This is a genomic window from Clostridium sp. E02 (assembly GCF_003833015.1).
Classification (GTDB): Bacteria; Bacillota; Clostridia; order Lachnospirales; family Lachnospiraceae; genus Lacrimispora.
Genome location: NZ_RJLQ01000009.1, coordinates 141753 through 154838 on the forward strand (window position 1 = coordinate 141753; position 13086 = coordinate 154838).

The 13086-nt window shown below is 39.9% G+C and carries 19 protein-coding genes; all 19 read right to left on the reverse strand.

The features are described from left to right. Nucleotides 1-44 precede the first annotated feature (44 nt). Nucleotides 45-896 (reverse strand): peptidoglycan editing factor PgeF, encoded by an 852-nt coding sequence (gene pgeF, locus EFT72_RS08640; protein WP_243109975.1) that lies wholly within the window; start codon nucleotides 894-896, stop codon nucleotides 45-47. 14 nt (nucleotides 897-910) lie between these two features. After that, nucleotides 911-1252: a YraN family protein gene (locus EFT72_RS08645; RefSeq protein WP_124066511.1), complete on the reverse strand. Its 342-nt coding sequence runs from the start codon at nucleotides 1250-1252 to the stop codon at nucleotides 911-913. A gap of 10 nt (nucleotides 1253-1262) precedes the next feature. After that, on the reverse strand, nucleotides 1263-1901 hold the full coding sequence (locus EFT72_RS08650; RefSeq protein WP_124066512.1) for a ribonuclease HII: 639 nt from the start codon (nucleotides 1899-1901) through the stop codon (nucleotides 1263-1265). Nucleotides 1902-1958: 57 nt separating this feature from the next. Beyond that, nucleotides 1959-2801, reverse strand: coding sequence for a ribosome biogenesis GTPase YlqF (ylqF, locus tag EFT72_RS08655; RefSeq protein WP_124066513.1), 843 nt, complete (start codon nucleotides 2799-2801; stop codon nucleotides 1959-1961). A 10-nt stretch (nucleotides 2802-2811) separates the two neighbouring features. Next, nucleotides 2812-3363, reverse strand: a complete 552-nt coding sequence (lepB, locus tag EFT72_RS08660; protein WP_124066514.1) for a signal peptidase I — start codon at nucleotides 3361-3363, stop codon at nucleotides 2812-2814. 62 nt (nucleotides 3364-3425) lie between these two features. After that, entirely contained in the window at nucleotides 3426-3773 is a 348-nt protein-coding gene (rplS, locus tag EFT72_RS08665; protein WP_124066515.1) for a 50S ribosomal protein L19, read from the reverse strand. Between the two features lie 127 nt (nucleotides 3774-3900). After that, nucleotides 3901-4656 carry a tRNA (guanosine(37)-N1)-methyltransferase TrmD gene (gene trmD / locus EFT72_RS08670; protein WP_124066516.1) on the reverse strand — a complete coding sequence of 252 codons (756 nt, stop codon included), beginning with the start codon at nucleotides 4654-4656 and terminating at the stop codon, nucleotides 3901-3903. A 16-nt stretch (nucleotides 4657-4672) separates the two neighbouring features. After that, the gene (rimM, locus tag EFT72_RS08675) at nucleotides 4673-5182 is read right to left on the reverse strand and encodes a ribosome maturation factor RimM (RefSeq protein ID WP_124066517.1); all 510 of its coding nucleotides are present in this window, start codon (nucleotides 5180-5182) and stop codon (nucleotides 4673-4675) included. A 128-nt stretch (nucleotides 5183-5310) separates the two neighbouring features. Next, entirely contained in the window at nucleotides 5311-5538 is a 228-nt protein-coding gene (locus EFT72_RS08680; protein ID WP_124066518.1) for a KH domain-containing protein, read from the reverse strand. 15 nt (nucleotides 5539-5553) lie between these two features. Next, complete coding sequence (rpsP, locus tag EFT72_RS08685) at nucleotides 5554-5796, reverse strand: 30S ribosomal protein S16 (RefSeq protein WP_124066519.1); 243 nt, start codon at nucleotides 5794-5796, stop codon at nucleotides 5554-5556. Between the two features lie 79 nt (nucleotides 5797-5875). Next, nucleotides 5876-7231, reverse strand: coding sequence for a signal recognition particle protein (gene ffh / locus EFT72_RS08690; RefSeq protein WP_124066520.1), 1356 nt, complete (start codon nucleotides 7229-7231; stop codon nucleotides 5876-5878). Between the two features lie 11 nt (nucleotides 7232-7242). Beyond that, nucleotides 7243-7593: a YlxM family DNA-binding protein gene (ylxM, locus tag EFT72_RS08695; protein WP_124066521.1), complete on the reverse strand. Its 351-nt coding sequence runs from the start codon at nucleotides 7591-7593 to the stop codon at nucleotides 7243-7245. Between the two features lie 55 nt (nucleotides 7594-7648). Next, entirely contained in the window at nucleotides 7649-8314 is a 666-nt protein-coding gene (locus EFT72_RS08700; protein ID WP_124066522.1) for an alpha/beta hydrolase, read from the reverse strand. An 11-nt stretch (nucleotides 8315-8325) separates the two neighbouring features. Next, complete coding sequence (locus EFT72_RS08705; protein WP_124066523.1) at nucleotides 8326-8691, reverse strand: VOC family protein; 366 nt, start codon at nucleotides 8689-8691, stop codon at nucleotides 8326-8328. An 88-nt stretch (nucleotides 8692-8779) separates the two neighbouring features. Beyond that, nucleotides 8780-10069: a serine--tRNA ligase gene (gene serS, locus EFT72_RS08710; protein WP_124066524.1), complete on the reverse strand. Its 1290-nt coding sequence runs from the start codon at nucleotides 10067-10069 to the stop codon at nucleotides 8780-8782. A gap of 131 nt (nucleotides 10070-10200) precedes the next feature. Beyond that, nucleotides 10201-10785, reverse strand: coding sequence for an ECF transporter S component (locus EFT72_RS08715; protein WP_124066525.1), 585 nt, complete (start codon nucleotides 10783-10785; stop codon nucleotides 10201-10203). Between the two features lie 94 nt (nucleotides 10786-10879). Then, nucleotides 10880-11542, reverse strand: coding sequence for a thiamine diphosphokinase (locus tag EFT72_RS08720; RefSeq protein WP_124066526.1), 663 nt, complete (start codon nucleotides 11540-11542; stop codon nucleotides 10880-10882). Beyond that, a complete protein-coding gene (gene rpe, locus EFT72_RS08725; RefSeq protein ID WP_124066527.1) occupies nucleotides 11539-12201 on the reverse strand; it encodes a ribulose-phosphate 3-epimerase in 663 nt (220 codons plus the stop codon). Before rpe ends, EFT72_RS08720 begins: the two co-directional genes overlap by 4 nt. Before the next feature lies 1 nt (nucleotide 12202). Next, a complete protein-coding gene (gene rsgA / locus EFT72_RS08730; RefSeq protein WP_124066528.1) occupies nucleotides 12203-13081 on the reverse strand; it encodes a ribosome small subunit-dependent GTPase A in 879 nt (292 codons plus the stop codon). Nucleotides 13082-13086: the final 5 nt, after the last annotated feature.

A 13086-nucleotide genomic window follows, 5' to 3' on the forward strand; every position in this document is an offset into this window, starting at 1 on the left:
TTTTCGGTATGAATCGAATAAGCCTCAGGGTGTTTTTGCTGTAATTATTTTAATGATAAGAATGCAGCTAGATTGCCTCTCTCCTTTCCCATAGTTCGATGAGAAAATAAATAGTTCGAATTGCAATGAGTGCAGATATCTGTAACCTGAATGTTTTCCGTTTTCACTCCTGCTTCCAACAGGATAATCTCATTCACCTTCCAAAGATCCAGAAGAAATTTTCCATTCTCTTTCCCCGTAAGGATATCTTTTAAGTATTTGGGATCAAATGATTTTTCAAATTCCCCAGCGACCTCTTCTCCTACCTCATAGCAAGTGCCGCAAATACTTGGGCCAATGCAGGCTATGATATCCTGAGCCTTTGATCCAAATTCTTTCTTCATTCTCTCTATGGTCTTTTCACCCATTCGATTTACCGTTCCCCGCCATCCGGAATGACTGAGTGCAATCACTTTATGTACTGGGTCCAAAAAGTAAAGAGGAACACAATCTGCATAAAATGTCACTAACGTGATCCCTGGAATATTGGTAATTAAACCATCGACATCCCTATAATCCCGTTCTCTTGTAATCCCCTTCCCGATATCTTCTGCTGTTACAGTTAAGAGGTTCGTGGTATGAGACTGATAGGACAAAACCATCTTCTCTGGGGATACACAAAGGGCACGCCCCATCCGGCGATAATTTTCCATCACATGTTCTTTGTTGTCTCCGGTTGTAAATGCAAAGTTCATGGTTGCAAATTTACCTTCACTGACTCCCCCCATTCGGGTAGAAAAACCATGTTTTACCAAACCTGTTTTTTTCAATAATGGAAAAGACAGATAGGGAACCCCTTCTGAGGTCAAATAGGTTAAACCTGCATTCTTATTCTTACGTTTCCAAATCTCTGTCAATCTGACACCTCCAATTAAAACGCATTTTGTATGAGCCGAACATCCTGGCCTAATATTGCTACCACATCAAATCGACAGGGGGTATCCTCTTCCAGATGATGCCGATATAAATATCTTCTTGCCATATTCCTGATCTTGAACTGTTTTTTCGCATCCACTGCTTCTGCAGGGTCTCCTTTTTTTCCATTTGCCCTGTATTTCACTTCTATAAATACATAGTATTTTCCATCGTTTGCAATGAGATCAATTTCACCTGATCGATCCCTGTAATTTTGTTCCAATATATCATAACCTGCCTGTTTTAGAAAAGAGGCGGCAAGTGATTCATACGTACTACCGATTTCCCTAGTATTCATAAGATCCCTCTTATACGAATTTTTTAATAAACGTTTTTCGGTGAATTGGACAAGGACCATACTCTTTTAAAGCAGCAATATGAGCTGGCGTCCCATATCCCTTATGTTTTGCAAAACCATATTGCGGATACAATTTATCATATTCTATCATCATGTGATCTCTTGTCACTTTCGCCATGATGCTAGCTGCGGCTATAGAAACACTCCTTGCATCCCCTTTTACGATGGGGATCTGTTCCATGTCCACATTGGGGATACGGACCGCATCATTTAACAATACATCTGGTTTGATCTCTAATTTTGTTATCGCTTGTCTCATAGCCTCGTAGGTCGCTTGTAGTATGTTGATCTCATCAATCATACCAGGATTAACAATCCCAACCCCATATGACACTGCTTTTTCCGCCACCTCTTTATAAAGTGCCTCTCTCCGTTTCTCTGACACCTTTTTGGAGTCATTAAGGAAAAGAATTTCACAATTAACTGGCAGTATTACAGCTCCTGCCACTACCGGACCGGCAAGAGGTCCTCGTCCCGCCTCATCAATTCCACAGATACGGATATGCTCCTCATAACCAAGTTCAAATTCTTTCATCAATTCCAGCCGTTTACGTTCCTCAATCAATTTTTCTTCTGTTAATTTTCTCATTCTTAGCTCCTGTATGTAATGAAAAACAGGCCCCTACTCGAAGAGCCTGCTCTTATATTATCGATCTGGAAACTCCATAGTCATTCGACCAAGTTTTCCGTTTCTAAAATCGTCAATCAGCAGATTGGAGGCCTTAGCCAGATCCAGTTCTCCACCCTTTGCCAGGCAAGACCGAACCCTCGCAACTTGCTTCAACATCTCCAGCGCATCTTCTGTCTGAATCTCATAACGCTCTGCGAGAACCTCTTTATATTTTCCTGTCATAAACCGGATCAGTTCCATAGCAAGTTCATCTTTATCTAATATCTGATCATTAATTGAACCAATTAAAGCGAGACGAATCCCTACTTTCTGATCCTCAAACCGAGGCCATAAAATACCTGGAGTATCAAGCAGTTCCAAACTTTTGTTCAGTCTAATCCACTGATTCCCCTTGGTTACTCCTGGCTTATTCCCGGTCTTTGTACATGCTTTCCCAGCAAAAGAATTAATAAACGTAGATTTTCCTACATTCGGAATTCCAACTACCATTGCGCGGACCGGTCGGTTCAGTATTCCCTTTCGTTTGTCCCGATCTATCTTTTCTTTACACGCTACCTGTACAACACCGTTGATTTGTTTTAGGCCAGCTCCGCTTTTGGAATTCACTTTTAATACATGATATCCCTTTTCTTCAAAATAGGTAGCCCATGCTTTATTGTAACGTTCGTCTGCAAGATCCGATTTGTTTAGCAATACCATGCGAGCCTTACCAGCTCCCAAATCATCAATATCAGGATTTCGACTACTTAATGGAACTCTTGCATCAACCAACTCGATAATCAAATCAATTAATTTGATATCTTCTTTCATCGCTCTTTTTGCTTTGGTCATATGACCTGGATACCATTGTATATTCATAAACATTCCTCTACTTCGAACGAATTAATTCTATCTTACCTACAGGGAGCATTCGAAACCAAACTTTTCCCTTGATCTGACTTCCGCTTACATTACCAATATTGGAAAAACGGCTGTCTTCGCTGCTGTCTCTATTATCTCCTAAAAGGAAATATTCATCCTCCCCAAGCTTTACTGGTTTTTCTGCCAGTCCAGCAAGAGAAACCCGGCCAAGACCAGCCGGCTGCTGTAATTTTACGCCATTCATGTAGATGTCATCATTTTTTATCTGCAGGGTCTCCCCTGGCAAACCAATGACACGCTTTACATTCATCTTCTGGTCATCTCTTTGAAATACAACTACATCAAATCGGTCCGGATGACCGAAATCATAGGAAAGTCGGTTCATCAAAACCACATCATCTGATGCAAGTAGTGGAAGCATGGAATGACCCGAAACCACAATCTGTGTTCCATAAGCATAGACCAGAAACCATGCGAATGCAATCACTACTACAATGTCAACGATCCAGTTGACAACATGGCGGAGTTTGTTATTATCCTCACTGTGATAAAAATCCATAATTAACACCCACCTACTAAAGAAAGGGACAATTTACATTGTCCCCCTCATCTGTTCCTTAATTATCTTACCAATTCTTTAACCTTAGCTGCTTTACCGACTCTATCTCTTAAGTAATTGAGTTTTGCTCTTCTTACTTTACCCTTTCTAACAACTTCAATGTTGTCTACAGAAGGGGAGTGAAGTGGCCAGGTTTTTTCTACGCCAATGCCGTTGGAATTCTTTCTAACTGTAAATGTTTCTCTGGAACTACCATTCTGTCTTTTCATAACAGTTCCTTCGAAAATCTGAATTCTTTCACGAGTTCCCTCTTTGATCTTGTTGTATACTTTAACAGTATCTCCAACATGAAACTCCGGTACGGACTGCTTTAACTGTGCTGCTTCGATATTCTTAATAATTTCGTTCATTGTGTGAACCTCCTTGATTTTATTTGATGTTCTTAATACTTCATACTAGAATCCGTAACAGAGGACCATCGCCTTTCATCACAACATTCGTATTTTAACACAAAGAATCCAGGAATGCAAGTCCTTATTATTGAAATAAGTCCTTGTTTCCCTCATTTTCCAAAAGCTTTTTTAAATATTCTTTTTCACTTTTTGACAATGAAGCAGTCTCCAACAAATCTGGTCTTCTTTCAGCCGTACGCTTTATGGATTGCTCTCTACGCCATGTATCAATATTCTTATGATGACCAGATAAAAGGACATCTGGGACTTTTAGATTTCGATATGTTTCCGGTCTGGTATACTGGGGATATTCTAGTAAATTATCATGAAATGATTCAAACTCAGCAGAAGTTTCGTTGTTTAAAACACCTGGAATTAATCTGGATATGCAATCAATCATAAGCATGGCGGGAAGTTCTCCACCTGTCAAAACATAATCTCCTACGGAAATATAATCCGTGGCTATCAGCTCCAACGCTCTTTCGTCCACACCTTCATAATGACCACATAAAAAGACCAAGTCCTCTTCTTTTGATAGTTCCTCTGCGATTGTCTGATTAAAAACCCTCCCCTGGGGAGTGAGATAAATCACACGAGGTTTTTTATCCAGAGTTTCACACAAGGAATCATAAGCATCACAAATAGGCATCGGCTGCATAACCATACCAGCACCTCCGCCATAAGGATAATCATCTACGCTATGATGCTTATCTGTTGAATAATCCCGTATGTCAATTGCCTGAACCGATAAAAGCCCTTTTTCTGCTGCTCGTCCAATTATGCTGGTATCCAAACCATTCTTTACCATCTCAGGAAATAACGTTAATACGTGATAGTTCATACTTTACTCCTCTATTTCAATCCAGAAGCCCGTCCATAATATGAACCATAACGATCCCTTGATCCAGATTTACATCAAGAACACATTCTTTGATTGCTGGAAACAGGACTTCCTTCCCTTCTTGCGTCGTTACAACATAAACGTCATTGGCACCTGTCTTAATCACGTCGGTTAATGTTCCAAATTCCATCTGTTCATCGGTAACTACCTTAAGACCAATCAGATCAAAAATAAAATTCTCATCCGGTCCAAGCTCTACGGCCTGTTCTCTCGGTATCAACAAATCTTTCCCTTTGTATTTTTCAATCTCGTTAATCGAATCGATTCCCTTGAATTTTAAAATAGCCATATTTTTGAAGAATTTTACCCCTTCAATTTCCAAATCCACTTGTTCTTTGCCCGTATCAAGAATTACCTTTTTCAATTTTTTAAATCGAGCTGCATCATCTGTGGTAGGAAATACCTTTACTTCTCCCCGTAACCCATGGGTAGAGGATATTATTCCGACTCTTAACAAATTTTCCATCTATCTCTCCATATTATACAAAAGAAACCGGATAATAGTATCCGGCTTATTTCTAAATGTTTCCACATAAACCAATGGTTTATGGAACAAAAGAAGACCGTCTCCCGACAGGTCGGCGGTCTTATCCATTACTGTATTTCTACAGTAACTTTTTTGTCTTCTTTGGAAGCTGCTGCTTTTACAACAGAGCGGATGGCTTTTGCAATCCTACCCTGCTTGCCAATCACCTTACCCATATCGGAAGGTTCAACCGTAAGTTCAAGAACGATTTCATCGTCTTTTACAGTCTCAGTAACAGCAACATGATCTGGATAATCAACCAGTGCTTTTGCAATTACTTCTACTAATTCCTTCATATGCTTCACCTCTCACTACTGGATACCGGCGATCTTTAAAAGCTTGCTTACAACTTCAGTTGGCTGAGCACCTGTTGCTAACCATTTCTTTGCATCTTCTTCGTTAAACTTGATTACACTTGGTTCTGTATTCGGATCATAGTAACCAATTTCTTCGATGAATCTTCCATCTCTAGGAGATCTGGAATCTGCAACTACAATTCTATAGAAAGGAGCCTTTTTCTGACCCAATCTTTTTAATCTCATCTTTACTGCCATTTTTTATTTCACCTCCTTAAATCTACAATTAAATATATATATAGTCAATGCAGGAAACTGCCTTGCTAACGTGATTAATTTAAAACGGTAATTTCAATTTTCCTAGTAAACCGCCACCATGACGCTTACCTGCGCCACCCATCATACCCGGAAGCTGTTTCATCATCTTTTTCATCTGTTCAAACTGTTTGACAATGCGATTCACTTCACCGATATCGACACCAGCACCTTTTGCTACCCGCTGCTTTCTAGAAGCATTCTTCATAAGATCTGGACTGGTTCTCTCTTTGTTACTCATAGAAAGAATGATCGCTTCCACACGATCCATAGCTTTTTCATCAAAATCCATATCCTTCATCTGTCCCATACCTGGCATCATGCTCATAATGCTAGACATACCGCCCATCTTTTTGATCTGGCTCATCTGGTCCAAGAAGTCATTGTAATCAAATTCTGCTTTTCTTAATTTCTTTGATAATTCTTTCGCTTTTTCTTCGTCTACCTGGGTTCCTGCTTTTTCAATTAGAGAAAGGATATCCCCCATACCAAGAATTCTGGAAGCCATACGATCTGGATAAAATTGCTCCAAATCTGAAAGTTTCTCCCCCATACCCACGTAAAGAACCGGTTTGCCTGTTACTGCTCGAATGGAAAGTGCAGAACCACCTCTGGTATCTCCATCTAATTTGGTAATAATCACTCCGTCAATCCCGACTTTGTCATTGAACATTCCAGCTACATTTACTGCATCTTGTCCTGTCATTGCATCTACTACCAGAATTGTCTGATCTACTTCCACTACAGCTTTGATTTCTTTTAGTTCATCCATCATGTCCTCATCAATATGAAGACGTCCTGCAGTATCTAAGATTACGGTATTTTGACCATTCTTTGCTGCGGATGCAATGGCAGCTTTTGCAATATCGGCAGGTTTCTGATTTTCTCCCATGGAAAATACCGGAACATCCTGTTTTTCGCCGTTAATCTGTAACTGTTTTATGGCAGCTGGACGATAGACATCGCAAGCCACTAACAACGGATTTCTGCCTTTTGTTTTCAATTTTCCTGCAATCTTAGCAGTCGTTGTAGTTTTACCTGCCCCTTGAAGACCAGCCATCAGAATGACTGTGATTTCTCCTGCAGGTTTTAACTGAATTTCTGTTGTCTCAGAGCCCATCAGTGTTACCAGCTCTTCATTCACAATCTTTATTACCATCTGTCCCGGAGTTAGACTATTCTGGACATCTTGGCCCACAGCCCTCTCTTGAACAGCTTGAATAAACTGTTTCACTACCTTAAAATTAACATCAGCTTCTAACAAAGCCATCTTAACTTCTTTTAATGCTGCTTTTACATCGGTCTCAGACAAACGTCCTTTGCCCCGCAAATTTTTGAATACAGTTTGTAATTTATCGGATAAGCTCTCAAAAGCCATACAATGCCCTCCTAATGAGTTTCCAGCTCTATGATTTCGCCCGATATCTCTTCGATGCGATGGATCAGATTTCGGTCAGACGTTTCAGTAAACTGTTTTGTCAGACTTTTGATTTCTACCGCTAGTTTCTTTGTCTGTTCAAATTTTTCAACCAAATGAAGCTTTTCTTCATAACCATTCAGGATTTTATCACACCGTTTAATCAGGTCATGAACCCCCTGACGGCTGATCCCACGTTCATTGGCTATCTCACTTAGCGAAAGATCATAAAATATCACATCTTCATACACCTGTCTTTGGTGCTCAGTCAAAAGAGCGCCATAGAAATCATATAAAAAACCTTGTCTTGCAATCTTCTCCATAACATCACCTGTGATATCATACAATATTTTTTTTGAGGTGTCAAGTGTTTTTTCTTTACACCCTGTTCTTTAAAAATTTTTCCATATAACAATAAAGCTTTTTGCTGTGAACTACATAGCTTCCATGAGTTTCGCCCGCAAGAATTCTAAGGCAGCTATTTTTAATCTTTGAAGCCAGATAAACCGTGTGGGAATGACGAACCATATCTTTTTCTCCAGCCAGAACTAAGGTCGGAACAGCAATTTGTTCTAGTTCCTTTCCAGATATCTTAGGCTCTCTCAACATCATTCGAACCCTGGGATCACGAAAAACCAGTGCAAGGAACCCATAAAAAATGAGCCATCGGCGCTTTAGCCCTTCCGGGTATGCATTGGCACCGCAGATCACCATTTTCGAGAAAAGTTTCGGATGCTTAACCGCTGCTAGTATTCCTATGATTGCTCCGTCGCTGAATCCACAGTAGATCGGATAATTCAACTTCAAAATCCGGACAAACTCTGCCACATCTTCTGCCATCTGCTCATAGCTGATCGTTTCTTTTCCAGCACTTTTACCATGCCCCCTGGAATCCATGGAATATACCGTATAATCCTTATGAAGCAGATTCGCTGTTTCTTTAAAAATCTTGTGATCTTCCCCGTTTCCATGAACCAGTATCATGGCTGGTCCTCTGCCCGAAACTTCATAATAAAGCCGAATTCCATTCACTGTTATATACACCTTTTTTCTCCTTACTTATCCGGAACTATTTCCAGCCAGTATCCGTCAGGATCGCTTATAAAGTAGATTCCCATGGCAGGATTTTCAAAACATATCACTCCCATTTTTTTGTGCTTTTCATAACATGCTTCATATTCGTCGGTATGAAATGCAAGATGAAATTCACACTCACCAAGATTATATGGTTCCTTCCGATCCCTAAGATAAGTAAGTTCCAGCGTAAAATCCGTCTTCCCATCTCCTAGATAAATTAGTTTAAAAGAACCATCTTCTGCATTCTTCTCCCTTACTGGAGTAAGTCCCAATGCTTCTTTATAAAACTGTAAACTTTTTTCCAGATTAAGAACATTAAAATTAAAGTGATTGAATGTAATCATATGGTTTTCCTCCTTTTTATCAATTTTCTTCCTCTACACGTTTTATAAAAGGGCCCGACCTTTAAAGGGTCAGACCCTGAATCTTTGATTACTTTTGAGGAACAAGTGCCTTTTGTCCACCCATATATGGCTGTAGTGCTTCCGGAATTCTTACGGTTCCATCTGCTTCTAGATTGTTTTCTAAGAAAGCAATCAGCATTCTCGGTGGTGCAACCACCGTATTGTTTAAGGTATGGGCAAAATACTTTTTCCCATCCTCTCCAGCCACTCGAATTTTCAGACGTCTCGCCTGAGCATCCCCTAAGTTCGAACAACTTCCTACTTCAAAATACTTTTTCTGTCTTGGAGACCATGCTTCCACATCCACTGATTTTACCTTTAAGTCTGCTAGATCCCCAGAACAACATTCCAGCGTTCTTACTGGTATATCAAGAGAGCGGAATAAATCAACTGTATTCTTCCACAGTTTTTCATACCAGTCCATACTCTCCTCTGGATTACAAACAACGATCATTTCCTGTTTTTCAAACTGGTGGATCCGATATACGCCTCGTTCTTCTAATCCATGAGCACCCTTTTCTTTACGGAAACAAGGAGAATAACTAGTCAAAGTCTGAGGGAGTTCCCCCTCTTGCAAAATTGTATCAATGTATTTACCGATCATGGAATGTTCACTTGTACCAATCAGGTAAAGATCTTCCCCTTCTATCTTATACATCATTGCATCCATCTCCGCAAAACTCATAACGCCTGTTACTACTTCGCTGCGGATCATAAAAGGTGGAATACAATAGGTGAATCCACGATTGATCATAAAATCTCTTGCATATGAAATAACGGAAGAATGAAGTCTAGCAATGTCACCCATTAAATAATAGAAACCGTTACCAGCCACTTTTCTTGCGCTCTCTAGATCGATTCCATGAAAGCGTTCCATGATATCGGTGTGATACGGAATTTCAAATTCTGGAACCACAGCCTCTCCATATCGTTCCACTTCAACGTTCTCACTGTCATCCTTTCCAATGGGCACGCTGGAATCTATGATATTTGGTATGATCATCATGATTTTTTTAATCTTTTCATCCAGTTCGCGCTCCTTTTCTTCCAGTTCAGCCAGATGATCGGAAGCATCCGTGACTTTTTTCTTCATATCTTCTGCTTCTTCTTTTTTCCCTTGTCCCATTAAGGCGCCGATCTGTTTGGAAAGTTTGTTGCGTTCCGCTCTTAAAGCATCTCCTTCCTGCTTTGCCACACGGCTACGAGCATCCAACTCGATGACCTCATCGACCATTGGAAGCTTGCTGTCCTGAAATTTATTCTTAATGTTTTCCTTTACAATTTCAGGATTTTCTCTTACAAACTTTAAATCTAACATGGTATTCCTCCTGGTTTCTCCTCAATATTCTCTGCGAATTCAATTCACATCATAATCTGCCGTTGATTATACTACAAAAAAAGGGCAAAGAAAAGCCCTTTTCCCAAAATTCCCCTTTCGTTCCTAGATTACTAACGAATCCTTTCAAATAATCCAGAGCGAATCAGTGCCCTTCGAAGAGGAATATAGATCATGACTGCAACGACCGTGGAAGTAACTGCATTCACGATTGTAGATGCCACATTCCAAACCAGTGAGAGTTGTGCTGCTGGTTTCCCTAAAATCAGAAGTTTATAAAAATAGCCAATCAATGGATCGGAAATCACATTAAATAAAAGTCCAAAAACCGCTCCCATAGTCACATAGAGAACCACACGTTTCTGATCAGAAGTCTTATTAATTTTGCCAATCCGATGTGCTACGAGTCCGGTAATCAGTCCAATGCAAAGTTTTAATACAAATGTCTTAGGAGCATACACCACGTAAACAGGATCAAGAAGATCCCCGATGGTCATTCCAATCGCTCCTCCTAAGCCTCCATAAAATCCGCCTAATAACAATGCACCCAAAACACAGACTGCATTTCCCAAATGAATGGAAGTGGCATCTCCACCTGGCAATGTGATCTTAACCTGCAAAAACGTAAATACCACATAGGACATTGCTGCAAAAAGACCGGTAAGTGAAATCTTATAAAATGTATTTGATTGTTTCATCTTTTGTTTCTCCCTTGCTGTTTTAATGATCCTTATCTTAGCATGCAAGTGGAGTGATATAAATATCCAGTTTTAATCTTTTGAACCATTCCAGTTAATCGTGAGATTCCACACAGATCAATACCCCAGAATCAAAGTCGATGGAACCAGTCTCACTTATAAGTTCATTGCTGATGCAAAGGCTTTTTCCTATGGTAATATCTTTTTTATGAAGCGGATATTTAAACCCTGTGAGGGTAATTCCATGCACTTCCATTGTCAAAGGCAGGAAAGAAATATATTTCCCCCATACCTGATCCACATAAAACCATCTTTTTTTATCAAGCACAGTAACCCTGTTTTTGGAGTCAATCACAGAAGCCGTAACTCCTCTTTTTAAGCAGTCGTATAATAGATGAATATTCCCTAGAGAATGATCCATCCTTCCTCCCATCGCCCCTAAAAGTGTAAGATCTGTACAGCCAAGTACTATAGCCTTATTTATTCCCAATTCTGTATCCGTTTCATCTTTTTCCGGTTTATGGATATCCCAGGTAATCTCATCAGAACTGCTTTGATATTCTAAAAAAACATCTGGATCAACAGAATCAAAATCACCGACGATTGCATCTGGCTTTAGATTTAGTCTGTTAACTGCCAAAAGACCGCTGTCAACGGCAATGACGTGGTCAAATGATTGATTCTTCAAATAAGCATTTGCGAATTCATAATCCATAATTCCGCCTGTTACAATTAAACCTTTTGATTTTTCTTTCACTTTTCATATTCCTTAAATATATCTAAAAATGATTGTGTGTTGGTTTTTAAATCACCCTTAAACACAGCCGATCCAGCTACAAAGATATTGGCTCCTGCCTCGATCAACTCTCGGACATTATCACAAGTCACGCCTCCATCCACTTCAATATCCAGATTAATCTTTCTCTCTTCACACAACCTTCTTAATGATCGGATTTTCTCCAGTGTGTATGGGATAAATTTCTGGCCCCCAAATCCTGGATTCACGGACATGATCAGCACCATATCTACTTCTGCTAAAATACAATCAAGAGCCGATAAGGGGGTTGCCGGATTTAAAGCTACTCCAGCCTTTACTCCTGCTTCTTTGATTTGGTTGATGGTCCGATCCAAGTGAGTGCATGCTTCTGCATGAACGCAAATAAGATCAGCACCTGCCTGTTTGACATCATCAATGTAACGGCCTGGTTCTTCCACCATCATATGCACATCAAATTGTTTGTTGGTGCAGTTCCTAAGACTGGAGATTACGGGAAATCCAAAGGAAATACTTGGAACAAATGCTCCATCCATTACATCTAGATGAATATAACTGGCTCCTGCCTCCGATACCTCCGACACCTGTTGTCCAAGATTTTTAAAGTCTGCCGCTAATATTGATGGGGCAAGTTTAAGCATATTAATATCTCCTTTTCTCTTTTAGTTCCTGATACAAGAGCTGATAATTATGATATCGGCTCTCACTGATTTTTCCTTCCTTTACTGCATCCTTAACGCCACAAGTGGTTTCACCAATATGGACACAACCCAGAAAGCGGCATTCCTCTTCAAATGCATCAAACTCGTTAAAGTAGTTTTTTAACTGACCGCACTCCAGATCTTCTATATACATAGAACTGAATCCAGGTGTATCCATCATATACGTGTTATCACCTATTCCAAATAGTTCTGAATGCCGGGTGGTATGTTTCCCTCTCTGGATTTTTTCACTTATCTGAGCCGTTTCCATATCTGCCAGGGGATAAATCAAATTGGTAAGGGAAGATTTTCCGACTCCTGAAGGTCCAGCTAGTACCGTTGTTTTCCCTTTCACCAATGACTTAATCTCATTGATTCCCTGATTTTCGTAGGTACTGGTAAAATAAACAGGATAGCCGGCCGGCTCATAGGTGGCCTTGAGTTCTTTTTGTCTATTCACATCCGAAAGATCCGATTTATTAAAACATATTTTAACAGGAACATTTTGGACCTCCATCATAACTAAAAATCGATCCAAAAGATTTAAATTCGGTTCTGGATGGGTGATGGAAAAAAACACCAGAGCCTGATCAACATTCGCAACCGCGGGACGAACAAGTGCATTTTCTCTTGGAAGAATTTCATCTATATTTCCTTTTCGTTCCATCTCATCTAGAATGGTAATCTTTACATTATCTCCCACCAAGGGTTTGATATTTATATTACGGAAGATCCCCTTTGCCTTGCATTCATAAACCATTCCATCTGTCCCGTGTACATAATAGAATCCTGCGATTCCTTTTAATATTTTTCCAGTCATATACC

Excerpts from the sequence above, each read along its gene's own strand:
- EFT72_RS08645 (WP_124066511.1), bottom strand. The coding sequence starts at position 1,252 with ATGAATACTAGGGAAATCGGTAGTACGTATGAATCACTTGCCGCCTCT.
- EFT72_RS08650 (WP_124066512.1), bottom strand. The coding sequence starts at position 1,901 with ATGAGAAAATTAACAGAAGAAAAATTGATTGAGGAACGTAAACGGCTG.
- ylqF (WP_124066513.1), bottom strand. The coding sequence starts at position 2,801 with ATGAATATACAATGGTATCCAGGTCATATGACCAAAGCAAAAAGAGCG.
- lepB (WP_124066514.1), bottom strand. The coding sequence starts at position 3,363 with ATGGATTTTTATCACAGTGAGGATAATAACAAACTCCGCCATGTTGTC.
- rplS (WP_124066515.1), bottom strand. The coding sequence starts at position 3,773 with ATGAACGAAATTATTAAGAATATCGAAGCAGCACAGTTAAAGCAGTCC.
- trmD (WP_124066516.1), bottom strand. The coding sequence starts at position 4,656 with ATGAACTATCACGTATTAACGTTATTTCCTGAGATGGTAAAGAATGGT.
- rimM (WP_124066517.1), bottom strand. The coding sequence starts at position 5,182 with ATGGAAAATTTGTTAAGAGTCGGAATAATATCCTCTACCCATGGGTTA.
- EFT72_RS08680 (WP_124066518.1), bottom strand. The coding sequence starts at position 5,538 with ATGAAGGAATTAGTAGAAGTAATTGCAAAAGCACTGGTTGATTATCCA.
- rpsP (WP_124066519.1), bottom strand. The coding sequence starts at position 5,796 with ATGGCAGTAAAGATGAGATTAAAAAGATTGGGTCAGAAAAAGGCTCCT.
- ffh (WP_124066520.1), bottom strand. The coding sequence starts at position 7,231 with ATGGCTTTTGAGAGCTTATCCGATAAATTACAAACTGTATTCAAAAAT.
- ylxM (WP_124066521.1), bottom strand. The coding sequence starts at position 7,593 with ATGGAGAAGATTGCAAGACAAGGTTTTTTATATGATTTCTATGGCGCT.
- EFT72_RS08705 (WP_124066523.1), bottom strand. The coding sequence starts at position 8,691 with ATGATTACATTCAATCACTTTAATTTTAATGTTCTTAATCTGGAAAAA.
- serS (WP_124066524.1), bottom strand. The coding sequence starts at position 10,069 with ATGTTAGATTTAAAGTTTGTAAGAGAAAATCCTGAAATTGTAAAGGAA.
- EFT72_RS08715 (WP_124066525.1), bottom strand. The coding sequence starts at position 10,785 with ATGAAACAATCAAATACATTTTATAAGATTTCACTTACCGGTCTTTTT.
- rpe (WP_124066527.1), bottom strand. The coding sequence starts at position 12,201 with ATGCTTAAACTTGCCCCATCAATATTAGCGGCAGACTTTAAAAATCTT.
- rsgA (WP_124066528.1), bottom strand. The coding sequence starts at position 13,081 with ATGACTGGAAAAATATTAAAAGGAATCGCAGGATTCTATTATGTACAC.